The sequence below is a fragment of the Eisenibacter elegans DSM 3317 genome (genome assembly GCF_000430505.1).
GTDB lineage: Bacteria > Bacteroidota > Bacteroidia > Cytophagales > Microscillaceae > Eisenibacter > Eisenibacter elegans.
Genome location: NZ_AUMD01000019.1, coordinates 126,234 through 149,421, shown reverse-complemented (window position 1 = coordinate 149,421; position 23,188 = coordinate 126,234). Strand labels below are relative to the sequence as shown.

25 protein-coding genes are annotated in these 23,188 nt (G+C 40.3%); 22 read left to right on the top strand and 3 right to left on the bottom strand.

Annotation, left to right across the window (positions count from 1 at the left end):
* The first annotated feature begins 91 nt into the window (after positions 1–91).
* Genes rpsD through rplQ form a run of 3 tightly spaced genes read left to right on the top strand, consistent with a single transcriptional unit; the run spans position 92 to position 2,262 of the window.
* Complete coding sequence (gene rpsD, locus G499_RS0106580) at positions 92–697, top strand: 30S ribosomal protein S4 (protein ID WP_026999285.1); 606 nt, start codon at positions 92–94, stop codon at positions 695–697.
* A gap of 40 nt (positions 698–737) precedes the next feature.
* A complete protein-coding gene (locus G499_RS0106575; RefSeq protein ID WP_026999284.1) occupies positions 738–1,727 on the top strand; it encodes a DNA-directed RNA polymerase subunit alpha in 990 nt (329 codons plus the stop codon).
* 52 nt (positions 1,728–1,779) lie between these two features.
* Positions 1,780–2,262 carry a 50S ribosomal protein L17 gene (gene rplQ / locus G499_RS0106570; RefSeq protein ID WP_026999283.1) on the top strand — a complete coding sequence of 161 codons (483 nt, stop codon included), beginning with the start codon at positions 1,780–1,782 and terminating at the stop codon, positions 2,260–2,262.
* 155 nt (positions 2,263–2,417) lie between these two features.
* On the opposite strand, the gene G499_RS20975 is transcribed toward rplQ, so the two are convergent.
* Positions 2,418–3,350 (bottom strand): helix-turn-helix domain-containing protein, encoded by a 933-nt coding sequence (locus G499_RS20975; RefSeq protein ID WP_051296001.1) that lies wholly within the window; start codon positions 3,348–3,350, stop codon positions 2,418–2,420.
* 126 nt (positions 3,351–3,476) lie between these two features.
* Here G499_RS20975 and G499_RS0106560 point away from each other — a divergent pair, with 126 nt between their 5' ends.
* The 4 genes from G499_RS0106560 (at position 3,477) to G499_RS18975 (ending at position 7,454) form a co-directional block, all read left to right on the top strand.
* Positions 3,477–4,433, top strand: coding sequence for a VOC family protein (locus G499_RS0106560; protein ID WP_026999282.1), 957 nt, complete (start codon positions 3,477–3,479; stop codon positions 4,431–4,433).
* A 286-nt stretch (positions 4,434–4,719) separates the two neighbouring features.
* Complete coding sequence (locus G499_RS0106555; protein WP_026999281.1) at positions 4,720–5,346, top strand: alpha/beta hydrolase; 627 nt, start codon at positions 4,720–4,722, stop codon at positions 5,344–5,346.
* Between the two features lie 492 nt (positions 5,347–5,838).
* Positions 5,839–6,858 carry a ParA family protein gene (locus G499_RS0106550; protein ID WP_026999280.1) on the top strand — a complete coding sequence of 340 codons (1,020 nt, stop codon included), beginning with the start codon at positions 5,839–5,841 and terminating at the stop codon, positions 6,856–6,858.
* A complete protein-coding gene (locus G499_RS18975) occupies positions 6,858–7,454 on the top strand; it encodes a HEPN domain-containing protein (protein WP_051295999.1) in 597 nt (198 codons plus the stop codon). Before G499_RS0106550 ends, G499_RS18975 begins: the two co-directional genes overlap by 1 nt.
* Before the next feature lie 259 nt (positions 7,455–7,713).
* Here the strand turns inward: G499_RS18975 and G499_RS21710 are convergent, their stop codons facing one another.
* A complete protein-coding gene (locus G499_RS21710) occupies positions 7,714–7,857 on the bottom strand; it encodes a hypothetical protein (protein WP_154658341.1) in 144 nt (47 codons plus the stop codon).
* Positions 7,858–7,957: 100 nt separating this feature from the next.
* Here G499_RS21710 and tcmP point away from each other — a divergent pair, with 100 nt between their 5' ends.
* From tcmP to G499_RS21455, 3 genes are all read left to right on the top strand, one after another.
* A complete protein-coding gene (tcmP, locus tag G499_RS0106535; RefSeq protein ID WP_026999279.1) occupies positions 7,958–9,082 on the top strand; it encodes a three-Cys-motif partner protein TcmP in 1,125 nt (374 codons plus the stop codon).
* Between the two features lie 2 nt (positions 9,083–9,084).
* Entirely contained in the window at positions 9,085–9,816 is a 732-nt protein-coding gene (locus G499_RS0106530) for a DUF5131 family protein (protein ID WP_026999278.1), read from the top strand.
* A gap of 172 nt (positions 9,817–9,988) precedes the next feature.
* Positions 9,989–11,920 (top strand): ATP-dependent nuclease, encoded by a 1,932-nt coding sequence (locus G499_RS21455; protein ID WP_026999277.1) that lies wholly within the window; start codon positions 9,989–9,991, stop codon positions 11,918–11,920.
* 243 nt (positions 11,921–12,163) lie between these two features.
* Here G499_RS21455 and G499_RS21705 read toward each other — a convergent pair whose 3' ends face one another.
* Positions 12,164–12,307 (bottom strand): hypothetical protein, encoded by a 144-nt coding sequence (locus tag G499_RS21705; protein WP_154658340.1) that lies wholly within the window; start codon positions 12,305–12,307, stop codon positions 12,164–12,166.
* Positions 12,308–12,448: 141 nt separating this feature from the next.
* On the opposite strand from G499_RS21705, the gene G499_RS0106515 reads away from it, so the two are divergent.
* The 12 genes from G499_RS0106515 (at position 12,449) to G499_RS18950 (ending at position 23,058) form a co-directional block, all read left to right on the top strand.
* Positions 12,449–12,895: a hypothetical protein gene (locus G499_RS0106515; protein ID WP_026999276.1), complete on the top strand. Its 447-nt coding sequence runs from the start codon at positions 12,449–12,451 to the stop codon at positions 12,893–12,895.
* Between the two features lie 134 nt (positions 12,896–13,029).
* Positions 13,030–14,520 carry a c-type cytochrome gene (locus G499_RS18965; RefSeq protein ID WP_081413675.1) on the top strand — a complete coding sequence of 497 codons (1,491 nt, stop codon included), beginning with the start codon at positions 13,030–13,032 and terminating at the stop codon, positions 14,518–14,520.
* Between the two features lie 225 nt (positions 14,521–14,745).
* Positions 14,746–15,075, top strand: coding sequence for a high-potential iron-sulfur protein (locus G499_RS18960; protein ID WP_154658339.1), 330 nt, complete (start codon positions 14,746–14,748; stop codon positions 15,073–15,075).
* Positions 15,076–15,553: 478 nt separating this feature from the next.
* Positions 15,554–16,468 carry a c-type cytochrome gene (locus G499_RS0106495; protein ID WP_211231590.1) on the top strand — a complete coding sequence of 305 codons (915 nt, stop codon included), beginning with the start codon at positions 15,554–15,556 and terminating at the stop codon, positions 16,466–16,468.
* A gap of 61 nt (positions 16,469–16,529) precedes the next feature.
* Positions 16,530–16,856 carry a DUF6787 family protein gene (locus G499_RS0106490; RefSeq protein ID WP_026999274.1) on the top strand — a complete coding sequence of 109 codons (327 nt, stop codon included), beginning with the start codon at positions 16,530–16,532 and terminating at the stop codon, positions 16,854–16,856.
* A 244-nt stretch (positions 16,857–17,100) separates the two neighbouring features.
* The gene (locus tag G499_RS21985) at positions 17,101–17,487 is read left to right on the top strand and encodes a hypothetical protein (RefSeq protein WP_051295995.1); all 387 of its coding nucleotides are present in this window, start codon (positions 17,101–17,103) and stop codon (positions 17,485–17,487) included.
* Positions 17,488–17,607: 120 nt separating this feature from the next.
* Complete coding sequence (locus G499_RS22390) at positions 17,608–19,989, top strand: TonB-dependent receptor (protein WP_081413674.1); 2,382 nt, start codon at positions 17,608–17,610, stop codon at positions 19,987–19,989.
* A gap of 12 nt (positions 19,990–20,001) precedes the next feature.
* A complete protein-coding gene (locus G499_RS0106470; RefSeq protein ID WP_026999272.1) occupies positions 20,002–20,388 on the top strand; it encodes a hypothetical protein in 387 nt (128 codons plus the stop codon).
* A gap of 32 nt (positions 20,389–20,420) precedes the next feature.
* Positions 20,421–20,819, top strand: coding sequence for a hypothetical protein (locus G499_RS0106465; protein ID WP_026999271.1), 399 nt, complete (start codon positions 20,421–20,423; stop codon positions 20,817–20,819).
* A 60-nt stretch (positions 20,820–20,879) separates the two neighbouring features.
* Positions 20,880–21,452, top strand: a complete 573-nt coding sequence (locus tag G499_RS0106460; RefSeq protein ID WP_026999270.1) for a DUF2911 domain-containing protein — start codon at positions 20,880–20,882, stop codon at positions 21,450–21,452.
* On the top strand, positions 21,449–22,186 hold the full coding sequence (locus G499_RS0106455; protein WP_026999269.1) for a PepSY domain-containing protein: 738 nt from the start codon (positions 21,449–21,451) through the stop codon (positions 22,184–22,186). Before G499_RS0106460 ends, G499_RS0106455 begins: the two co-directional genes overlap by 4 nt.
* The gene (locus G499_RS18950; protein WP_051295993.1) at positions 22,183–23,058 is read left to right on the top strand and encodes a DJ-1/PfpI family protein; all 876 of its coding nucleotides are present in this window, start codon (positions 22,183–22,185) and stop codon (positions 23,056–23,058) included. The genes G499_RS0106455 and G499_RS18950 overlap by 4 nt, the downstream gene beginning before the upstream one ends.
* Positions 23,059–23,188 lie beyond the last annotated feature (130 nt).

Sequence of the window (23,188 nt, the reverse complement as noted above, 5' to 3'; positions counted from 1 at the left end):
TATACTGATACGGACAGGTTACCCGGCTTTTATCTTATTGTAAAACCTAATTCACCATTTTTATTCCACTCATTATCTTTAATTACACACAATGGCAAGATACACAGGTCCGAAATCAAAAATTTCCCGCCGCTTTGGCGAAGCTATCCTCGGCCCCAGCAAGGCACTTACTAAGAAGAATTATGGTCCCGGGCAACACGGACGCGGCAGAAGAAGAAAACCTTCTGAATATGCCGTACAGTTGGCAGAAAAGCAGAAAGTAAAGTACATTTATGGCGTATTGGAGCGCCAATTTGCCAAAACTTTTGACAAGGCCGCCCGCCGCCAAGGCATCACCGGCGAAATCTTGCTCCAACTCTTAGAAGCTCGCTTAGACAATACCGTTTATCGTTTGGGCATTGCCCCTACTCGCCGCGCAGCACGTCAGCTGGTTTCTCACAAACACATCACTGTCAACGGTGAAATTGCCAACATCCCTTCTATGGAGTTGCGCCCCGGCGACATTATCGGTGTACGCGAAAAGTCAAAATCACTCGAAGTAATCGCCAATAGCCTCGGCGCTCGCAGCAGCAAACGCTACCCCTGGCTAGAATGGGAAACTTCTACACTTCAAGGTAAATTTGTAACGTATCCAGAGCGCGACCAAATCCCTGAGAAAATCCAAGAGCAGCTCATCGTCGAGTTGTACTCTAAATAATTGACCTTTTTCTTTGTTATCACCCAAACTACTTTGAAGCATGTCGCTATTATCATTTCAGACGCCTGAAAAGATTATGATGGAGAAGACCAACGACTTCAACGGGGTCTTCGAATTCCAACCGCTTGAGCGCGGCTATGGTCTCACCATCGGCCACGCCCTGCGCCGCGTGCTGCTCTCCTCGCTAGAGGGATATGCCATTACGTGCATGAAAATCCCCGGCGTGTTGCACGAATTCTCTTCCATCAAAGGGGTCGTACAGGATGTATCTGAAATCATCCTGAACCTCAAACAGGTGCGCGTGAAAAAAATCGCCGATGTGCCTGATAACAAGATTGTTGCGGTCATCAAAAACCAAAGCACCCTCACGGCAGGAGACCTAGGCAAGTTCAGTACTGCCTTCCAAATCCTGAACCCTGAGCTGGTTATCTGCAATCTCGATGAGTCGGTAGACCTTGAGCTAGAGGTAATCATCGAAAAGGGGAGGGGCTACCTGCCGGCTGAAGAGCAAAAGAATGTAGAGCAATTATCAGGATACATCGCCGTGGATGCGATATTCACGCCCATCCGTAATGTAAAGTATATCGTAGAAAATACCCGCGTAGAGCAACGTACGGACTACGAAAAACTTATTCTTGACATTACTACAGATGGCTCTATCCACCCCGAAGAAGCACTCAAAGGCGCTGCCAATATCTTGATTCAGCACTTTATGCTCTTCACTGACAAGAACATCGTACTCGATACCGGCGACAAAGAAGAGGTAGAGCAGGTCGATGAGCACTTCCTACACATGCGCAAGCTGCTCAAAACCCCTATCAGCGACCTAGACCTCTCGGTTCGGGCTTACAACTGCCTCAAGTCTGCCGAAATTAAAAACCTTGGCGATTTGGTAAAGCTTGAAATCTCAGATATGATGAAGTTCCGAAACTTCGGAAAAAAATCATTGACTGAGCTTGAGCAGCTCGTCGCTGAAAAAGGCTTGACCTTCGGGATGGACGTTACTAAGTACAAATTAGAAGAAGAATAATCACCGCCTAGGCACGGGCTAAAGGTCTCGCCGCCTATAAACATCACAACTCATGAGACACGGAAAGTCATTCAATCACCTCGGACGTACCGCTTCGCACCGCCAAGCGATGCTCTCCAATATGGCTTCTTCGCTTATCATCCATAAGCGTATCAAGACTACAGTTGCCAAAGCAAAGGCTTTACGCGGCTATGTAGAGCCACTTTTGACTAAGGCAAAAGAAGATACGACGCACAACCGTCGTACGGTATTTGCCTACCTGCAAAACAAAGAATCTGTAAAAGAACTTTTTGATACTGTTGCCAATAAAATCGCCAATCGTCCTGGGGGATACACCCGCATCATCCGATTGGGAACGCGTTTGGGCGATAACGCCGAAATGTGCTTGATCGAATTGGTTGACTTCAACGAATTGCTCTTGCAAGAGGATACTGCTGCTCAGACCAAAACGCGTCGTAGCCGCCGTGGTGGCAAGAAAAAAGCTGATTCTACTGAATCTGCTGCCCCTGAAGCCCCTGAGTCGACTCAGGAATAATCCTAAGCCCTACAACAGTAGGAACGACTTCTCAATTAGAGGTACGCCACGCGTACCTCTTTTTTTTGGCTGCTGTGATGGTATCAACTAGGTGACGTAAGTCTAGCTATGTTGTCGCAACTACGTCGCTCAACAAGTTTGTCTCGTAGCTGGAGCTACGAGCTACTTTTCCAAAAATGTCCAGTGGTGTGTTCGTTCCGATAATCTAAGGGGTTGCGCCCCGTATTTTTTTTGAAAAAATGACTCAACTGCGCTTGGTCTTTGAAGTGATAAGCAGCGGCCAACTGCCCCATAGATGTTTGGCTATGGCGCAAGACTGTTTTTAGTTCAGACACCAACATATCTTGCAGGTGTGCTTTGGGAGGCTTGCCGGTGATGGCCGACACAAGCTCCACAAGGTACTTGGGGCTGATATGCAGCATGGCCGCGTAGTCTTCTACTTTGCGGGTTTGCTGGATGTATTGGGGAATGAGTTGTTTGAACTGATAGACAAGATGGGTTTTTCGTGCCGAAAATGCCGTACTGAGCGTAGGGCTTTTGTGCCAACGTGGTTCGAGCTTATGGAGTAAAATCTGAATATACAAAGACAACACAGTGAGCGCCTCGGGGGCAGACTGTTCGTAAGCAGCAATCATTTGCTCATATACTTGGGCCAGCTCTGCAAAAACAGCCTCTGTTACGGGCGCAAAAGAAGGCGTACAAGGGTCTAAGACAGAAAAGGCTAGTCCGGCACTTTGCTCGCTGCCCACAACAGCCGAGACAAAGCTATCCCTAAAAAGCAGTACATAACCTTCCCAAGCGGGGTCGCTCTCAAACTGAATCAGCTGCCCCGGCTTAAACATCACCACCGCACATTGCCGATTGAGCGCATACTCTTGCTCATAAATATGCAGCCGGAAATTGGCACGACGCATCAGGCCAATTTGGTAAAAATTAGTGCGGAAAAGCGGCATCCGAGGCAAGACCCGCTCACCGATATCTTCATACCGAAATACCTGCACTTCTTGGTGTGTGCTGCGTACCTTAGAGCCAATGGTTTGGTGTAAGGCATCAAAGTCTGAGAAGGTGAGGACGTGTTGAGGAGGCATTGGCTTGGAGAAAATATGGAAACAGCAACCGAAGTTTTGACAAATATAACCGAATTATCCTATCGACTATTCGTTGGGCAGATTGTTTTATATACAAATGATTGCTCACCGTATCACGTTTGTTTTATGAACAATACTATCACCGGACTGCATCACGTAACCGCACTGGCTTCGGATGCACAAAAGAACCTTGATTTTTATGCCGGGCTGCTCGGCCTCCGAATGGTCAAGAAAACCATCAACTTTGACGCGCCTGATGTATACCACCTCTACTATGGGAATGAGGCCGGAGATCCGGGCACGATTATGACGTTTTTCCCTTACCAAGGCCTGCCACGAGGGCGTAAAGGCAAGGGGCAAATGACTGTAACGGCTTTCTCTATTCCGGCCAACTCCTTAGACTATTGGCTGAAGCGCTTGCAGAAGTTTGGTATCCCACATACCACACCCCAGCAACGGTTTGACGGAGAGGTGTTTGTGTATTTTGAGGACAATGACGGCCTCGGGGTTGAGCTGGTAGCCAATACTACCGATACCCGCCCAGGGTTTTCGTATGGTCAAATACCATTGGAGTATGCCGTGAAGGGTTTTTATGGTGTTTCGCTCACCGAAGATGGCTATGAGCGTACTGGTGGACTGCTTACCGAAAAAATGCAACACCAACTTGTGGCCGAGAAGGGCAACCGATTTCGGTTTTCGCCTACAGGCAAAGCCGGCGACTTTGTCGATATCGTATGTGCGCCAGAGGTGGCCAAAGGACTAGGAGGAAGCGGTACGATACACCACCTGGCCTTTGCTACGCCTGATGACAATACACAAGTCGAAATCCGAGAAACACTGCTCAGTACGGGCTATAACGTAACGCCAGTGCTCGATCGACAGTATTTCCACTCTATCTACTTCCGCGAGCCGGGAGGGGTGTTGTTCGAAATCGCTACTAGCGACATTGGCTTTACTTTTGACGAGCCGCTCGAAACCCTCGGACAAGGGCTAAAGCTCCCGCCTTGGCAAGAACAAAACCGAGAGCAGATAGCCCAAGGTTTGGTAGACATCGAGCTGAATGTCGATAAGTTTATGGACTAAAGGCCCTGAATGGCCTTGTAATCAGCTAGTTGTGGGCGAATGAAAATTATTTTGTAATAAATAATATGTTAATAAAATTAATTCCCCATACACGCCATTGAACATTTTTCAAACCCCACTGTGGGCTCAGGCTCATTTTACCCCCAAAATGAGGCCTCAGCTTGCCTCGGCGCTGGAGTTTCCAGAGCTATTTTTCCAAAAATGTCCGGTGGCGTATTCCCCATAGCGACCAGACCCCGACAATTCATACAGACTACGAATACGACACTTTCAAAATCAAAAAAATATGCATCCATACGATTTACATACCCAAGGAACGCCGCTAGCAGAAGCCCAACGTGCCCTTGTCTGTCTACACGGCAGGGGAGCCAGCGCAGAGAGCATCCTTTCATTAGGGGCGTATTTTGCCCGCCCCGGCGATCACCTAGTGGCACCACAAGCGGCGCAACATACTTGGTATCCTTACAGCTTTATGGCTCCCGAAGCACAGAACGAACCTTGGCTGAGCAGCGCCATCGAAACGGTAAGCCGTTTATTGACCGACTTGCAGGCGCACATTCCGGCGCGGCAGATTTATTTGCTGGGCTTTTCGCAAGGGGCCTGCCTGAGTCTGGAAGTTGCCGCCCGACAGGCACAGCCGCTCGGAGGCGTTGTAGCCTTCATTGGCGGCCTGATAGGGGAGCAGCTGGTGCCCGAGCGCTACCAAGGTAGTTTTGAGCAAACCCCCGTGCTGATGGTCAATAGCGACCGCGACCCACACGTGCCCCTAGAGCGCACCCAAGCCTCCAAAGCCATTTATGAGCAGTTGGGCGCAAATGTACAGTTGGCAGTCAAACAAGGAATGCCCCATACAATTCTCGAAGAGCATTTAGTACAGGCACAACACTGGGTGTTTGCGACAAAGAACGGATAATACGCCCCCAGCATAAAATCAATCCTTATATGCCCCCCTTGGTGTTCTTTGCGCATACTTTGCGTCCTTTGCGGTTAAATAGGAGGTGTCAAGAACAAGGGGGGATAAGCACAACAAGGACGAAAGCCAATATGTCCAGTCGTGTGCAGTCATATATACGTCTATAATTCCCTTTCGATGATTTGTGTCTTCAGCCCTAAGTGTGTATCTTTAATCACAAGCCACAACCAACGCAGGGAGCTATCGCAGAGCTGGCGCTCGGATGTTTCTAAGCCGCTTGCGCCTGAGTGGCGTACACACGATGGCTCCGCACTCCGCAGCCTTCAGGCCAAAGTGATATTTGTTTTTATGAACAGAGGTTTGTATTATTAGTACCATATCTGCAAATAAACAAAAATGCGAACTAAAGTGCGTATAATAAGTAGATGTTAGCGGTCAGGCAAATGAGAAAGTCTATAAACGACAATAAAACGAATTGAAAAAACAAATACAATGACAAAAAAAATCTGTTTATTCAATCATAAAGGTGGGGTTAGCAAGACAACAACATCATACAATCTTGCTTGGAAACTTGCAAGAAACGGGAAAAAAGTAATAATGGTTGATGCTGATCCTCAATGCAACTTGACGGGATTGGTATTAGGTGATGATTTTGACAATTTTTATATCACCAGACCAAATGACAATTTAAAAGCGGGAATTTCCCCTGCATTTGAAGCGACACCAATTCCATTAGCACCAATAGATTGTTATCAAATACCTGAAAACGAAAATTTGTATTTAGTTGCAGGGCACATTGCTTTATCTGAATACGAAGTGCCCCTAAGTATTGCGCATCAACTTTCAAATACTATACCGACATTGAAGAATTTGCCTGGCGCAATGAATAGCTTTTTTGAATCGGTATCTGCCAAATACAATGCAGATTATTTAATTATTGATATGAACCCAAGCTTGAGTTCAATAAATCAAAACCTATTTTGCCTTTCTGATTATTTTTTGGTTCCAACTTCACCCGATTATTTTTCAGTAATGGCAATTAACTCGTTAAGTGGAGTTTTGCCGAAATGGGAAAAATGGGCGAAAATGGCGAGGGTTGCGTTTAGCGATAGTTCATATCCGTTCCCCTCAACTTCAACAAAGTTCTTAGGAACAATTGTGCAAAATTTTACCATTAGAAATGGAGAACCATCTGAAGCATTTCAAAAATGGATTGACGAAGTTGCAACCGCAGTTACCACATCACTTATTCCCGCTATTTCTCCAGAGGGAATGTTGTTAGATGCAAGTAAATACAAAGCAGACCAAGCAACTGAAGGTTACTGTTTAGCAAAAATCCCAAGCTTTTCAGGACTTATTCCGCGTTCACAAATAGGAAGAATTCCTGTTTATGAAGTCCCTGACAATTTGCTTGGTGTTGGAACTGTATTAGAACAATACAAAATTATTCGTGATAGATTTTTAGTGGTGTTCAACACTCTTGCAGATGACGTTGAAAATATGACGAATTAATGAATCAGGCATTTTTACAATTTTTGACGAACATAGAAGAAGTAAGAAAAACTCACCTTATTTCTACAAGCATTAATGTGCCTTCATCTTCTCTTGTTGACACAAGCCCAATTCTCCGTTCTTGTATCGTATTAAGCGTAAGTGCCATTGACCACTTAATTCACGAGCTTGCAATAATTGGAATGTGCGAAATTTTTAATGGAACAAGAGTTGTAACAACCAAGTATAATGACTTCAATGTTACATTAGGATTTATGAGTTCAATTACCGCTGTTCCACCTCTTGTTACATTTGAATCAGAAATTAGAAGAAGACTTGGGTGGCAAACATTTCAAAGACCTGACAAAATTAAAGAAGCTATTGCTTTATTCAACTCAATACAACTTTGGCAACAAGTTTCAGTATCAATGGCAGAAACAGAACAAAATATTAAAAACCGTTTAAATCTAATTGTAGATAGACGAAATATGATTGCTCACGAAGCGGATATTGAACCTATTTATAAAACAAAAAGAACAATAACTAATGCAGACGTTACGGGAACTATAGGTTTTATTGAAAACTTAGGAACAACAATTTACAACTTAGTGAAATAAATGCCCGAACCGCTAACAGGCGTTTGGCTCAATGGCTGGTGAAGTGGTTAATTGAACATTCTACCTCGCATCAACTTTTGTGGTGTATTGACAGTTTTGTGCTCCGAAATCCGCCACTGCGCCAAGCCCCAAAACGTCAATCTGTCTAAAAACCCATTAAAACACGCTGTACCAAGGCTATACAAGCCCGTAGCGAGACGCATATTGGGTACGAATACTTTGAAAAGCACAAAATATCTTTCCTATAAGTGGCTTAAAATTAGCCAAAAAAACCCAAAGGAGCTAAGTCTAAACTTTCTACAAAAAGGTCTATCCGTCGCACTACATTGTCAGGTGAAACGAGTGCTTCAAGTGGGTCTGTGAGGCTGTAAGTAGCCCTGTTTTTGCCGAGTATAAATTTCATTCCCTAAGCTATGGATTTTTCTTGGCTTTTTGCTATCTTCACAAGAGTTGGTTTTTGGACAGACTGACGTTAGTGGTCAGCTTAAAAAGACACACCACATATGACAAAAAAGGACGTTAAAACAAATCTGCTAAACCATTCAGAAGCAAAAGTAAGACTTCTTGGAGAGTATCTAAAAAGATACCTGAACATTATTTGCAATGACGGATATACAAAACGCATTAAAATTTATGACTTGTTCTGCGGTGAAGGACTTTATGAAAATGGTGGTGAAGGAAGTCCACTGGTAACAATGCGACAAATTAAAGACATTCATTCTGTAAACGTTGCTAAGGCTTCCAGCATACCTAAAATTGATTGCCATTTCAATGACATTGAAGAAAGCAAAGTCAAGAAAGTTGCGCAGTCCTTAAAAGACAAGTCATTATATTATCCCGAATTTGGCGACTTGTATTTTTCAACAGAAGATTATCAACTACAATATGAAAATCTTCTTTCTCAACTTCCTAAACTAAAAGCGCTTAATCAAAAAGCATTTATTTTCATTGACCCTTACGAATACAAACATATCAAAGCAAGTCAGATAAAAAACTTAATGTCAAAAGGAAGTTCAGAAGTTCTTCTATGGCTTCCGACACAGTTTATGTATCGCTTTGCAAATAACGGAACACCAGAAGCGTTAAAGGATTTTATAACTGAGATAATTCCAAATTTCAGCGAATGGAGACCAGGAAATGTTTGGAGCTTCATTTCAGAATTAAAACAAGGTTTCCAAGACTTTTTAGGAAATAACTTTTTTGTTGACACATTTACTATTCAGAAAGACACGAACACAGTCTTTTGTTTGTTCTTTTTCACTTCTCACATAAAAGGATTTGAGAAAATGTTAGAAGCCAAATGGGAAATAGACACTGAATACGGTAAAGGTTGGGATTACGCAGGTAATACACCCAGCCTATTCCACGAACGCAAAACAAATCCACTTGAAACTAAACTGAAAGAATTTTTAAAATCTAAAAAGCGTTATAACGGAGAAGTATATGAGTTTACATTGAGACAAGGCTTTTTACCGAAGCACACAAACGAAATTTTTTACAATTGGCAAAACAATGGTGACTTGGAAGTCTTGACTGCAAATGGTGAAAAAGCAAGAAAAAAATCATTTTACATTGCATACAACTACTTCAAGAAAGACAATAAAAAAGTTACCTTTAACCTAAGATAATTATGGCACAATCAAGCATAGAATGGACTGAAATGACTTGGAACCCAACAACTGGTTGCGAAAAGATTTCAGCAGGATGTAAATTCTGTTATGCAGAAGTTATGTCAAAGCGGTTGCAAGCAATGGGTGTTGAGAAATACAAGAACAATTTTGAAATAACCATTCACGAAGACGAATTACAAACGCCATATACTTGGAAAAAACCAAAAGTTGTTTTCGTAAACTCTATGAGCGACCTTTTTCACAAAGACGTTCCGATTGACTTTATTAGGAAGGTTTTCAAAGTAATGAAAGATAATCCTCAACACGTTTTTCAGGTATTGACTAAGAGAGCCGACCTTTTACGGTATTATGATAGTGAAGGTTGGTTGGATTGGACACACAATATTTGGATGGGCGTTTCAGTAGAGAACAATAAAGTAACCAAAAGAATTGACTTGCTTCGTGAGACAGGTGCAAGAGTTAAATTCCTTTCTTGTGAACCTTTAATCGGTGCAATTCCCAATATGAACTTGACAGGAATAGATTGGGTAATTGTGGGTGGTGAAAGCGGACGAAAGCCAAGACCTATGAAAGAAGAATGGGTTACAGACATAAAAAATCAATGTTTGGACGCAGACGTAGCCTTCTTTTTCAAACAATGGGGCGGGACAAACAAAAAGAAAACTGGACGACTTTTGGAAGGCAAAACTTGGGATGAAATGCCAGAAATTGAACTACATAAAAATGTATAGAAAAGAAAGCCGAACGCACAACAGCACCTACCCAAAAGTGGCGGTTCAGTGGTTAAATCAAGTTTTGTGCTTCTATCAAAGTTTGTGCTTGGTTGACAGTGAAGTGCTTCGAAACCCGCCCGAACGCAAAGCCCGAAAACGTTAGCGGGCATGGCAAAAAGACAATCAACACATGAAAATAGAATCAGTAAGAATTGAAAATTTCAGGTCATACAAGGACGAAACAATAATCCTTGATGACTACTCTTGTTTTGTTGGTCCAAACGGAGCAGGCAAGTCGACCGTTTTTTATGCACTTAACTTATTTTTTCGTCAGTTTAAAGACAGTAAGACTGACCTGAGTAAACTTACTGAAAGTGACTTTCATCATAAAGACACTTCAAAAGATATCAGAATTACAGTTACTTTCAAAGACTTATCGGAACAAGCAAAGGAAGATTTAAAAGACTATGTTAGACAAGATAAATTAATCGTAACAGCTGTTGCAAAATATGACCAATCGACCGAAAGAGCAGAAGTAAAACAATTTGGTAATAGATTAGGAATAGAAGATTTTCGTAAATTCTTTGAAGCTGACAAGGAACAAAAGAAAGTAGCAGAACTAAAGGAAATTTATACAGGTTTTCAATCAAAATACTCTGATTTAAGAAGTGCAACGTCAAAGGCTGACATGATTGAAGCTTTACAAGAATATGAAAGCTCAAATCCTGACAAATGCATTTTAATTCCAAGCGAAGACCAGTTTTATGGAGCATCACGTGGAGCGAACAGATTGGCACCTCATATTCAATGGGTATTTGTTCCAGCAGTTAAAGACGCTACGGAAGAAGGCGAAGAATCAAAAACTTCAGCATTAGGACAACTGCTTGCAAGGACAGTTAGATCAAAAATTAATTTTGATGAAAAAGTTAATGAATTAAGAGCTAAAGCAAGAGAACAATATCAAGCTCTACTTGATGCTGAACAATCGGCTTTAGACGACATTTCATCGTCATTACAAAATCGTCTTACTGCTTGGGCACATCCAAACCTCAGTGCAAAAGTTCTATGGAAACAAGACCCCGAAAAATCAGTGAAGGTTGAAGAACCAGCTGCATATATCAAGATTGGCGAAAGGGGCTTTGAAGGTGATTTGGCAAGATTTGGCCACGGCTTACAAAGGTCTTATATGCTGGCACTTTTGCAAGAGTTGGCTTTATTGGAAGAGGAGAATGCACCAACAACATTAATTATGGGGATTGAAGAACCTGAGTTATATCAACATCCACCTCAGGCAAGATATTTAGCAGAGACTCTTATTGACCTTTCAGATAAAGGTTCTCAAATCCTTGTTTGCACACATAATCCATTATTCATTCCTGGAGACAATTTTGATAAAATCAGAATCGTTAGAGAGTGTGGCAATCCAAGCTTTACTAAAATCACATCAGTATCATATGACGACCTTTCGAAGGAATTAGCAACTGTTGGAGAAAGACATTTAAGGGAGACTGGAATGGTTGCCAAACTTTATCCCTCACTAAGTCCTACGATAAATGAAATGTTTTTTTGCAAAGTTCTTTATCTAGTTGAAGGACAAGAAGACATTGCGTATATTACTTCATATTTGATGCTAACAGGTAAAATCATTGATTTTAGAAAGAATGGTTGCCACCTTGTTCCTGTTGATGGCAAGAACAGACTAATTAAACCTCTAGCAATGGCAAAACTTTTAGGGATACCTGTTAAAGTGATTTTTGACGCTGATACCAACAAAACTAGACCTGATGAAATTACAAAGCACAAGAAAGACAATAAAGCCATTCTAACAATTCAGGGACACGGCACTGAAAGTGAGTGGCCTACAGCAAATATTTTCAAAGATAACTTAAGCTGCTGGCAGACAAACTTAACTGAAACAATCAAAGCCGAATTTGGAGCAGATTGGCAAACTTACCGAGATAAAGCTTCAGCATTTTACGACAATGCAGGAGACTTAGAAAAAAATCCTTTAGCAGTTGCAAAGACACTTGAACTTGCTTGGGCTGACGGAAAAAAATCCCAAATATTTATAGACTTAGTTGATAGAATTATTGAGTATGCAGACAAGGCCACGACCCGCTAACATCGGCTTGCCGCAATGGGGGCTGACCGCCTTCTATGATAGTTTAGTGCTTAAGCAAACTGCGGTGCTTCGATTGAACTTTAGTGCTGAAAATCCCCGCCTTCGCAAAGCTGCCAAACGTCAATCTGTCTAAAAACCCATTAAAATACGCTGTACCAAGGCGATACAAGCTCGTAGCGAGATGCACATTGGGTACGAATACTTTGAAAAACACAAAATATCTTTCCTATAAGTGGTTTAAAATTAGCCACAAAAGCCCAAAGGAGCTAAGTCTAAACTTTCTACAAAAAGGTCTATCCGTCGCACTACATTGTCAGGCGAAATGAGTGCTTCCAGCGGATCTGTGAGGCTGTAAGTAGCCCTGTTTTTGCCGAGTATAAATTTCATTCCCTAAGCTATGGATTTTTCTTGGCTTTTTGCTATCTTCACAAGAGTTGGTTTTTGGACAGATTGACGTTAGCTGATATAACAAAAAAATAAAACATTTTACTCAAACAAAAAATATGTTAGTATATTTGCGGCTGAAAAATGAAGAAACAAAAATCACATATTGCCAAACAATTCCAACTCATCAAGCTGACTAAAACCTTAGTAGTCTGTTTGTTGGGTTTGTCGTTTGTATTAGAATTTGTGATGCTTAACTTTATTTCGGCTTGTAAAGAGCAAAAAGTGATTGTTACGGTTTCCTACGACCAAGTTACGGGAGATTTAATTGCCGTTACCGATACGATTGGTACAACAGTTAGTCAAGAGTATCAAGAATTTATAGATTACATCAAGAAGAAACACGAAGAAAAAAACCGCAATACAACTGAAAATCACCAATTTACCGCTTTTAACCTATTTTTTGTAGATAAATTCGCTTTCCAATTTAAAAATGGCTTTTGCCTAGGAAAACAAGGCTTAAACGCTTTTTATCAAGAGCCTTTTACCCAAAAAGCACTTTCAGAAATCTTCCACCCGCCCAAAGTTTAAATTCGTTGTTTGTTGCTAAACCAAAGTTTTTGTCGGTTTAGCTCTATGGCTTTCGTTTTCAAACGATTAGCTAAGGATTGTTGTGCCTTTTCACAACTTAAAATCATTTCAACGAATTTAAAATTTCTAAAAATATGGACTTTCCAATCTTTGATTTAGGTTGGGTTGGTAATCGCTTCTTATTTATAGTGATAGCCATTACTCACGTATTAATCAATCACGCCCTTGCTGTTGGGCTTATTCCCGTAATTGTGGGAATGGAATTTTTGGGCATTAAGCAAAACTTTCCTGATTGGGATAAACTTGCCTATAAAATTATGAAAACCGCCTTTATTGTAACCACTACCGTTGGGGCAATGACAGGCGTAGGGATTTGGTTTTCGGCTGCTTTGGTCAATCCAAACTCTATTGGTTCGCTTATCAGGGTGTTCTTTTCCGCATGGTTTATTGAGTGGATTGTTTTTGTTACCGAAGTAGTTTTGATAATGCTTTATTATTTAACTTGGCAAAAATGGACAAAAGGGCGTGCCAAATTAAACCATTTTAAAGTGGGTTACGGCTTGGCGGTTTTCTCTTGGATAACAATGGCAATTATCGTGGCCATTTTGGGTTTTATGATGGACCCAGGAAATTGGCACAATGACCAAAGTCTTTTAATGGGTTTTGCCAATCCTATTTACTTGCCACAACTCCTATTCCGTACCTTTTTGGCGGGAATGATGGGAGCTTCTTTTGCTTTGGCAATGACGTACTTTTTTACCGAAAAAGGTTCTGAAATTCGTTTCAAAGCCACTCGTTTTACTTCCGCTTGGATATTGATTTGTGCCTTACCAACGATTGTAGGCGGCTTGTGGTATTGGAATGTGATACCTGATATGATGGTCAATAATATGTCGGTTGCGGTAGGTATGCAGCAGTTTCAAAGTTGGTACGACACGCTTTCCAAATTGCTGATTGGTGGTGTGTTAGGTGTGATTGCCTTTGCCTTGTTCGCCTACCTTCGTCCTCGCCTAAACTACCCCAAATTGGCTTTTGTAGCCCCTATTGTGGTGCTTTTTGCTACTTTGGGAATGTTTGAGCGGGTGAGAGAGTTTGTCAGAAAACCTTATGTGATAGGTGGTTATATGTACTCCAACACGATGCGTGTGGAGGACTACCCACTTTTCAAACAGGACGGTATTTTGAAACACGCATCTTTTGTAAGTACCAAAGAAGTAACAGAAGATAACTTGGTAGAAGCAGGGAAAAATGTGTTTATGCTTTCTTGCAGCCGTTGCCACACAACAAATGGTGCCAATGCCATTACCGACAAATTCCGAAATATGTACGGAACGGTAGATGAACCTTGGAGTGCAGATGCTATGAAAAGATACATCAAAAATATGCACAATGCCCGCTATTATATGCCGCCTTTTCCGGGTAATGAAAAGGAATTGGATGCCTTGGTGAATTATATTAAGGTCTTGCAATATTTTCCTGACCCAGAAACTCATACTTTTGGACAAACGGCTATTTCAAAGGAAGAAAATGCACGACTGTTGGCTTTTGTGAAAGAAATGGAACAAAAGCAAGAGGAATTGGCACGTAAAAAACAAGAAGTAGATGTCAAACTTTCGGCAAGGTAAGATGAAACCAAGAGCCAAAAATAAGCCAAAAAGCCAAGCGCCTACCGAACAAGACGTACAGAATGAAGCCAGAAGTTTACAAGAACTTTTACGGCTCGCTATGCTGGTTATCTTGTCTTTAATCTTGCTATTGCTCTTGTTTTGGGCATTTTCTTAAAAAAGGATTGGGCAAAATGCGTTTTGCCTAATCCTAATTTTCTAACATTCTAAGTTAAATTTTCAATCGTGATTTCTCGTAAAGAATTTCTTATAAAAAGTTTGGGTTTGATGGGGGCTGCTATTGCCGTACCAAGCCTATTGTCAAGTTGTGCAGAAGCCAAAAAAGAATTGGCGGCTGATGCTTGTGATGATTTGTCTGGTTTAAGCGAAACCGAAATCAAAAAGCGGGAAAGCCTAAAATACGTTTCGCAAACGCCTGACGCAGCCAAAAACTGTGCAAACTGTCGTTTTTACAAAGCCCCTGCCCAAGAAGGTGAGTGTGGTGGTTGTCAGCTTTTTGCAGGCATAGTACACCCTAACGGTTATTGTCAATCTTGGTTTGCAGTGGAAGCCTAAACAGTTTTTCCCCAAATCAATTTGGTTTGGGGTTTTTCTAACATTCTAAATTAAATTCTCAATGACTTCTATATTTGGATTTATATTGCTACAAACGGTTGATATTGGTAGAGATATTCCGTTGCCTTTGCCACTTCCCGAATGGCTGTTGGTGGTACTTTTGATAGTGAGCTTCTTAGCACACATCTTGTTTATCAACTTGATGGTAGGGGGTACGCTTTTGTGCCTATTTTTTGAAGCCTTAGGTATCAAAAATGATGATTACTACAAACTTTCTAAGGAAATAGCCGCTACCATAACGGTCAATAAAAGTTTGGCTATCGTAATGGGTGTTGCTCCCCTTTTGATTATCAATACGCTTTATACTAAGTTTTTTTATTCCGCCAATGCCCTTACAGGTTTGGTTTGGATAATGGTGATTCCGTTGGTAAGTATTGCCTTATTGGTCTTGTATTTGCACAAATATACTTATGAAAAATTGGAAAATAACCGCCCTTTGCACGTCGCTATTTTGACTTTGCCGATGGCTATTTTCTTGTTTATTCCACTGGTATTTTTGACAAATATTAACCTAATGCTTTTCCCCGACAAATGGTCGGTAGTGGGTGGTTTTCTTGATGCGTTGTTGTTGCCCAATGTTTTTCCACGCTATTTTCACTTTTTTAATGCTTCGCTGACGGTAACCGCCTTGTTTCTTTTTTATTGGATAAGCCGAAAATCGTTTCCTTTTGAGGAGTATTTTAAAAAGTACACCCGTTACGATTTTCAAAAGCGTTTTTACAGCATTGCTTTTGCGTGTTCTATTGCCCAATTCCTTTTCGGACCGGTTATTTTGTTTACCTTACCCAATCAAGGTTTGGGAATGGATATGATTTTGACTATCTTAACAGGTGCAGGCATTGCCATTATTCCGACTTGGTATTTGTGGAAAGAAGTTACTGCTAAAGCCGAAGAAATTGGCAAATATTTCACCCGAATAGCGGTTTTGCTTTCCTTAACGGTTGTTTTTATGGGAACAGGACGGCATTTGTACCGCGCCAATGCCCTTGCACCACACCGCGCGGCAATGGAAAAGAACACCGAAGCCTATTTAGCGCAAGTGGAGCAAGCCAAAAATAACCCTGATGCAAAAAAAGAGGAAGTCTTAGAAGTTACGGGGGCAAGTATTTGGGATACGAAATGCTCGGTTTGCCACGCCAAAGACAAAAAATTAGTGGGTCCGCCTGTGTTGGAAATGCAAGAAATCTACGCTTCGGACAAAGCAGGGCTTATCAAATGGATAAAAGTACCAGGTAGAAAGCGTGAAGGCTACCCACCAATGCCCGGTTTTGAAGGACAAATTTCTGATGCTGATTTGGAAAAGTTAGCCGATTTTATCTTACAAATGAAATAATTTTTAACCCAACCAATAAGGTTTATAAAAACCTTATTGGTTTTAAAATTTCTGATAATCAATGGAAAACACTTTAAAAATATATTTTTTGCAAAAATTAATGCAAAAATGGCAACTCAAAAGCACCTTTCAAGTGATAATGGTTTTGCTTGTTTTTACGCTTACAGGCTCAACCGTTGTTCTGTTGCGAAAAACTTTATTTGGCATATTGGGTTTTACTGATGAAACTTCTTTTTGGCTGAAAAGCCTTGTTTATATCTTGTTTGTTTTTCCTGCTTACCAAATTTTGATTTTGGTGTATGGATTTTTGTTGGGACAATTTGATTTTTTTTGGCAAAAGGAAAAAAAATTGCTGCAAAAAATGCGTATTTTGAGCAAGAAAGAATAGTTACATCAGCCAACATTCTATTTGCGAATTGAAAATCGGCGTAGCCAAAAGGCGGGTGATATGCGTAATTTTTGCTTTTGTACTTTCTATAAACCTTGTGGAAAGTGCTATTAAATCCCACCCTTCGCAAACATTTTTACGTTATATGCTATTTTAGGACGACCGCAAACCAACGGACTTACTGACAAAAAACAAGCATTTTGACAAGGATACCACGACATAAAGAATTACTTTTGCACCCGAATTGAAACAGGCAACGACAATCATATTAGCCCTTCTCATTTTCTTGCAACCTTTTAGCAAGATATGGATTGTCGTTTCCTTTAAATTCAATCAAGAAAGCATCGCTAAGACACTTTGCGTAAAGAAAGAAATCAAGAACAATACTTGCCAAGGTAAATGTTATTTGAAAAAGCAACTCGACAAAGCAGACGAAAAGGAACAAAAACAAGCCCCGACAAATCAGAAGGAAAAATACGAAGTTCTTTATTGCTATTTTTCAAAGCCTTATGACTTTATAAAGTATGCAGACATCTATTTGAGTAAACTCAACGCTGCATACGACAATAGTTTTCATACTTCTTCGTACATCAAAGACATCTTCCGACCACCAAAACTCAATTTGATTTAATGTTTTTTTTGGACTTTGCCCAAACAAAAAGCAAAGCAACTGCCTTCGGCAGCTTGCTTTTGGGGTATGTTATGTACATATGCCAAGTTCATAATTTCTAACATTTAATCAGATTCAAAAATGAGTTTCAAAAACATCATTGCAGTAATGTTATGCCTTTGGGCAACGAGCAGTTTTGCTCAAAACATAAAAGGGACAATTAAATCTCAAACAGGCGAAGCAGTTGCTTTTGCCAATATTGCTGTCTTAAATAGTTCAGGCGGAACAGTTTCAGACAAAGATGGTAATTTTAGCCTAGACCTAAATAAAGGCACTTATCAAATTCAATTCAGTGCTATTGGTTACGCTTCCAAAATTCAAAAAATAGAAGTAACCGACCAATCCTTAACAGTTGATGTAACGCTGTCAGAAAATACTCAAACACTGGGTGAAGTGGTTGTAACTGCCAACAAGCGTGAAGAAGACATTGTAAAGGTTTCTACTTCTATCACTTCACTTTCTGCCCAAAAAATTGAAGATACAAGAACTTGGGGGCTTGGCGGATTGACGGCATTAGTTCCCAACTACACGTATCAGGAATTAGGTGTACCATTTCAACAAGTACAATCCATTCGTGGTATTCAGGTATTCAGTGAAAACCCTGCCGTTTCAACTTATATTGACGATGTAAACAATATTGACATTTTAGCCAATGGTTTTGCTTTTACTGACATTGAAAGAATAGAAGTGTTGCGTGGGCCACAAGGAACTTTGTTTGGACGAAATGCAATGGGCGGTGTAGTAAACATCATCACTAAAGAACCGACCAACAGAACCACTGGATTTGCAGAAGTTGGCGCAGGCAATTTGGGCTTGCAACGCCATAGTATTGGCTTTAAAACACCCATCATCAAGGATAAATTATTCTTTGGTGTGAATGGACTTTTCCAAACCCAAGACGGCTATTGGAAAAACGATACCACAGGAACAGGTGCAACAGACGCTTCAGCCAACGGCAGAACAGTAGGTGGAGAAAAAAATCTTTATGGCAATATGTATTTAAAATGGTTGCCAACCAAAAGACTAAGCCTAACACTAAACCTTAAAGGACAAAGAGATTGGAGCAATAACACAGGCTTTTTTGTTTCACAAGCGGATAGAGATTTAGCATTGGCAAATCCTGACAAAATCAATTTGGCAAGAGTAGGCGAACACGAACGTAATATTTTGAACTCATCTTTGGTAGCAAAATACTTTGGGAATAAGTTTACCTTGACTTCAATTACTGCCTATCAAACCATTGACTTATCTTTTAAAGATATTGACTTTCCGGGTTTTTACCATTCATTTTACAAAAGTGCTATTGGCGAAAAATTGCCACCGCAACAAGTGTATAGCCAAGAATTGCGTATCAATTCAAATTCCGAAAGCAAATTGCAATACACGGCAGGGTTTTATGGTTTTTCACAAGTGGGTTATGAACCATCAACCAACCTAGCCTTTGAAAGCCCATTTTTTCCTGATACTTATTCTATTTTCAGAAACAAGGCAAATAACTTTGGGCTTGCAGGTTTTGGAGAGTTGAGTTATCAGTTTACACAAAAATTGAAAGCAACAGCGGGTTTACGCTATGACTATGAAAAACGTGAAGCTACCTTTAACGGTTTTGGTGATGCCGTATTTACAGGTGGAGTTTTTACTCAAATCAACCCCGACACAACCGTAAGTGGGAATTATTCAGCCATCTCACCAAAATTTGCTTTGAGTTATGCCCTTAATGACCGTTCAAATATTTATGTTACATACACTCGTGGGTTTCGTGCAGGTGGCGTAAATGCTCAAAAAGTTCCAGCTAATGTTCGCCAAACTTTTGACCCTGAATATTCTAATAATTACGAAGTAGGCTACAAAACTTTCTTGGCAAACAATAAATTGAGTATTGGAGCATCTGCTTTTTTAATCCAGTGGCAAAATTTGCAATTCTTTAATTTGGTTGCTCCATTTACTTATGCTCGTGAAAACGTAGGTGATGCACAATCAATGGGCTTGGAATTGGAAGTTTCGGCTATTCCAGTAAAAGGCTTACAACTTGACGGAAGTTTTGGTTTGAACCAAACAGAGTACAAAAGCTTTGATTTAAAGCGGGTAAACTTCGGAACAGGTGTTGAAACCACAACTGCAATTGGTGGCAATAGTCTATCTAATGCACCAAGCCACACTATTTTCTTTGGTGCTCAATATGAATATGCTATCAGCACAAACTTGAAAGCAGTTGTTCGTGGCGAAGTTCGGAATATTGGCAGTTACTATACCGATATTCAAAACCAAATACAACAGCCAAGTTATACACTAATCAATTCAAGAATTGGTTTGAATTACGACAATTACAGCTTATTCTTTTGGGGGCAAAACCTGAACAATGAAAGGTATTTAGCCTTTGGAAACCCTGACAGTAGTTTTGGAAGAAGTGTAAGAACAGCAGCTCCAAGAACATTTGGTGTTACGCTTAATGCAAAATTTTAAAACCACTTTTTTATGAAAACGCAAAAAAGTAAACTTTCACGTACTTACATCAATCAGTATGGACAAATTCGCAAAGACTATAATACGCTTGAAAAAGTAGGTTTGCGTATTAGCCAAATTTTCAAAGTCTTACCTTTTATAGTAAGTGTTATTCTTTGTTCTTTGCTTGTCGTGCAAGTTTTTTGCTTGTTCGGATTGCTCAAAACCTTATTTTATCCTACCAATGTGGATGATTTGGCTGTGTATATGTTTTTGTTTATTGCTATTAGCGTCATTTGTTCATTGGGTTTTGGGATAGCTTGGTTTTTGGTAGAAGAAAAAGAAGATAAAACTACTATTTTGTCTAATCAATCTCATCAAAAATACCTCAATGATGAATTAGACGCTTGGCAAAACTAAATTTTCATTGTTCAATTTTAAATTTCTTTTTTATGAAAAAAATTACAATATTCTTTTTTTGTTTTGCTTATATGGCATTTCAACAAGTTTCGGCTCAATCTATTTTTGACAAATGGACAGAACTCAAAACCTTTCACGGCGTAATGTCCGAAACTTTTCATCCTTCCGAAGAGGGCAATTTAGACCCTATCAAAACTCGAAGCGGTGAAATGGCTAAAAAAGCCAATGTTTTGGCGAAATCGACTATTCCGACCGAATTCAAATCGGAAAAAATCCAAAAAGCCGTCAAAAAATTGCAGAAAGACAGCAAAGCACTCGACAAATTGGTGAAAAATAAAAAAAGCACCGATGAGCAAATCAAAAAGGATTTGGCAAGTTTGCATGACGTTTTCCACGAAATTGTCGGTTTGTGCAAAAACGAAAAACACTAATTTTCTAAGGACTAACAGTTTTCAAAAACTGTTAGTCTTTCTCACTAAAAAACTACTAAAATGAAATTATTTCTAATTATTTTTTTGGCTTTGTCCTTTGCGGCTTGCCAATCGGAAAGCAAACAAAATCGGCAAGACCATAGCCAACATACTCAAAGTCAAGCAGTTTCGGATACCGCCAAAGGCAGTCCGCAACGTGTATCGATGGCAAATATTGGCAATGCCCACGTACATATCGAGTACAATTCGCCTGCGGTTCGCAAACGAATGATTTGGGGCGGTTTGGTTGCCTTAGGCGAAGTTTGGGTTACAGGGGCACACAATGCTACCTCAATTTCTTTTTCTGAAAATGTCAAAATAGCAGGCAAAACCATCGAAAAAGGAAAATACGCCTTTTTTACCATTCCTAATAAAGACGAATGGACGTTGATTTTGAACAAAAATTGGGAACAACACCTGACCGATGAATATTCGGAAAAAGAAGACGTTTTGCGTTGGAAAGCAAAGCCCGATAGCACCGAACACACCGAAAGGCTTAGTTTTAAAGTTGTTCCAAAAGACGAAAAAAGTGGCTTCATAGAATTCGCTTGGGAAAAAGTAAAAATTACTATTCCAATACAACAAATACAATGATAAGCAAAGCAAAATTACAACGCTACGTCCGAAAAGCACACCGTTATTTAGGCTTTTTTTTGGGCATACAATTTTTGGCTTGGACAGTCGGCGGGTTGTATTTCAGTTGGACAAACATAGCCGAAATTAGGGGCGAAAACCTGCGGGCCGACAAAAAAAGTTTGCCTATTCAGGCTCAAAATGCCTCTTTATCGGTTTTGTTGGATAGTTTGCAAAAAAAAGAAGCACAAATTGCGTTCAAAAATATTCAGGTGGTCGAGATTTTGGACAAGGCTTTTTATCAAATTCATTTGGAAAAACCTCAAAAAAAAGTGCTTTTGTTTGAAATGAAAAACCTTTCGCCCAAAGCGGCTTTAAACGAACAAGAGGCAAAAGAAGTAGCCAAAAAAAGTTTGAAAAATCCTTCGGAAATCTTAAAAACCGAATATTTGACCACAACCAACGGGCATCACGAATACCGAGAAAAGCCTTTGCCTGCTTATGCCATCACGTTTGACAAACCCAATAATACAACGGTTTATGTTTCTGCGGAATTGGGAACGGTGCAAACTTATCGAAACAATGCTTGGCGAATTTTTGATTTTTTGTGGATGTTGCACGTCATGGATTATGAAAATCGAGACAATATCAATAATTGGCTTTTGCGAGGTTTTTCTATTTTAGGCTTGATAACTATTTTATCAGGCTTTTTATTATTTTTTCTCACATCAAAATTTAAAAATCAAAAAAAATGAAACATATAATTTTAATAATCACAATAGCTTCCTTGCTATTTGCTTGTAATAATCAGGCAAAGGAAGAAGTCAAACAACAACCCGAAAAAGTCGTAATGAGTAAAGAAGATTCTCTAAAACTTGCCAAAGAAATTGAGAATTTTACACCCGAGAGCCATATCAATACAATGGAATTGTTTTTCGGCAAACCCAAACACGACATTAGAACCATTGGCATTTTGGTTTATGATGGAGTAAACGACTTAGACCTTATGGGTCCAAGATACATTTTAGGACAAGCAATGGGTGTAGAGACAAAACTTATTGCTATTAAACAAGGAAATATCAAAACCGTGATGGGTGTAGAAATTGTGCCGAATACAGTTATTGACTCGGTTTCGCAATTAGACATTTTAATAATTCCTGGCGGTTTTACTGGAACTATTGAAGCAGCATACAACAACAGCCTACACGATTGGATTAGGAAAATTGACAAGACAACCAAATATACAGGTGCAGTTTGCACAGGTGTTTGGGTGCTAGGTGCAACAGGACTTTTGGAAAACAAAAAGGCTTCTACAAATTGGTACAGAGAAGAAGAATTTTTGAAAAAGTACAAAGCAATTCCGGCCAATCAAAGATACACACAAGACGGCAAGTATTGGACAAGTGCAGGAGTAACAGCAGGTATGGATATGTCATTAGCAATAATGAAAGATATTTATGGTGACAAGTATGCACAAGCCATTATGCTTGATATGGAGTACGACCCGCATCCACCCATTGAAGGCGGAACACCCGAAAAGACAAATTGGGCAGTAAACTGGATGATGAAAGCAATGTATGACGGTGGAGTAAATCCCTTGATTGACAGCTTAGAACGAAAGAAATAAAAACGGCATATACCAGCGGTTTGGCGTAATGGCGGGTGCAGTGCTTCGTATGACAGTTTTGTGGTAGCCGAAAGTTCAGTTCTCCGAATGAAGTTTAGTGGTAAAAGTCCCGCCCTTCGGGTAGCTGCAA

Coding starts and splice junctions, on each gene's coding strand:
- G499_RS22390 (WP_081413674.1), top strand. CDS start 17,608: ATGAGTTTCAAAAACATCATTGCAGTAATGTTATGCCTTTGGGCAACG.
- G499_RS20975 (WP_051296001.1), bottom strand. CDS start 3,350: ATGCCTCCTCAACACGTCCTCACCTTCTCAGACTTTGATGCCTTACAC.
- G499_RS0106470 (WP_026999272.1), top strand. CDS start 20,002: ATGAAAACGCAAAAAAGTAAACTTTCACGTACTTACATCAATCAGTAT.
- G499_RS0106550 (WP_026999280.1), top strand. CDS start 5,839: ATGACAAAAAAAATCTGTTTATTCAATCATAAAGGTGGGGTTAGCAAG.
- G499_RS21705 (WP_154658340.1), bottom strand. CDS start 12,307: ATGAAATTTATACTCGGCAAAAACAGGGCTACTTACAGCCTCACAGAT.
- G499_RS18975 (WP_051295999.1), top strand. CDS start 6,858: ATGAATCAGGCATTTTTACAATTTTTGACGAACATAGAAGAAGTAAGA.
- G499_RS0106515 (WP_026999276.1), top strand. CDS start 12,449: ATGAAGAAACAAAAATCACATATTGCCAAACAATTCCAACTCATCAAG.
- G499_RS0106460 (WP_026999270.1), top strand. CDS start 20,880: ATGAAATTATTTCTAATTATTTTTTTGGCTTTGTCCTTTGCGGCTTGC.
- G499_RS0106455 (WP_026999269.1), top strand. CDS start 21,449: ATGATAAGCAAAGCAAAATTACAACGCTACGTCCGAAAAGCACACCGT.
- G499_RS18950 (WP_051295993.1), top strand. CDS start 22,183: ATGAAACATATAATTTTAATAATCACAATAGCTTCCTTGCTATTTGCT.
- G499_RS0106530 (WP_026999278.1), top strand. CDS start 9,085: ATGGCACAATCAAGCATAGAATGGACTGAAATGACTTGGAACCCAACA.
- G499_RS0106490 (WP_026999274.1), top strand. CDS start 16,530: ATGGAAAACACTTTAAAAATATATTTTTTGCAAAAATTAATGCAAAAA.
- G499_RS0106465 (WP_026999271.1), top strand. CDS start 20,421: ATGAAAAAAATTACAATATTCTTTTTTTGTTTTGCTTATATGGCATTT.
- G499_RS18965 (WP_081413675.1), top strand. CDS start 13,030: ATGGACTTTCCAATCTTTGATTTAGGTTGGGTTGGTAATCGCTTCTTA.
- rplQ (WP_026999283.1), top strand. CDS start 1,780: ATGAGACACGGAAAGTCATTCAATCACCTCGGACGTACCGCTTCGCAC.
- G499_RS0106555 (WP_026999281.1), top strand. CDS start 4,720: ATGCATCCATACGATTTACATACCCAAGGAACGCCGCTAGCAGAAGCC.
- G499_RS0106575 (WP_026999284.1), top strand. CDS start 738: ATGTCGCTATTATCATTTCAGACGCCTGAAAAGATTATGATGGAGAAG.
- G499_RS21710 (WP_154658341.1), bottom strand. CDS start 7,857: ATGAAATTTATACTCGGCAAAAACAGGGCTACTTACAGCCTCACAGAC.
- G499_RS21455 (WP_026999277.1), top strand. CDS start 9,989: ATGAAAATAGAATCAGTAAGAATTGAAAATTTCAGGTCATACAAGGAC.
- G499_RS0106560 (WP_026999282.1), top strand. CDS start 3,477: ATGAACAATACTATCACCGGACTGCATCACGTAACCGCACTGGCTTCG.
- tcmP (WP_026999279.1), top strand. CDS start 7,958: ATGACAAAAAAGGACGTTAAAACAAATCTGCTAAACCATTCAGAAGCA.
- rpsD (WP_026999285.1), top strand. CDS start 92: ATGGCAAGATACACAGGTCCGAAATCAAAAATTTCCCGCCGCTTTGGC.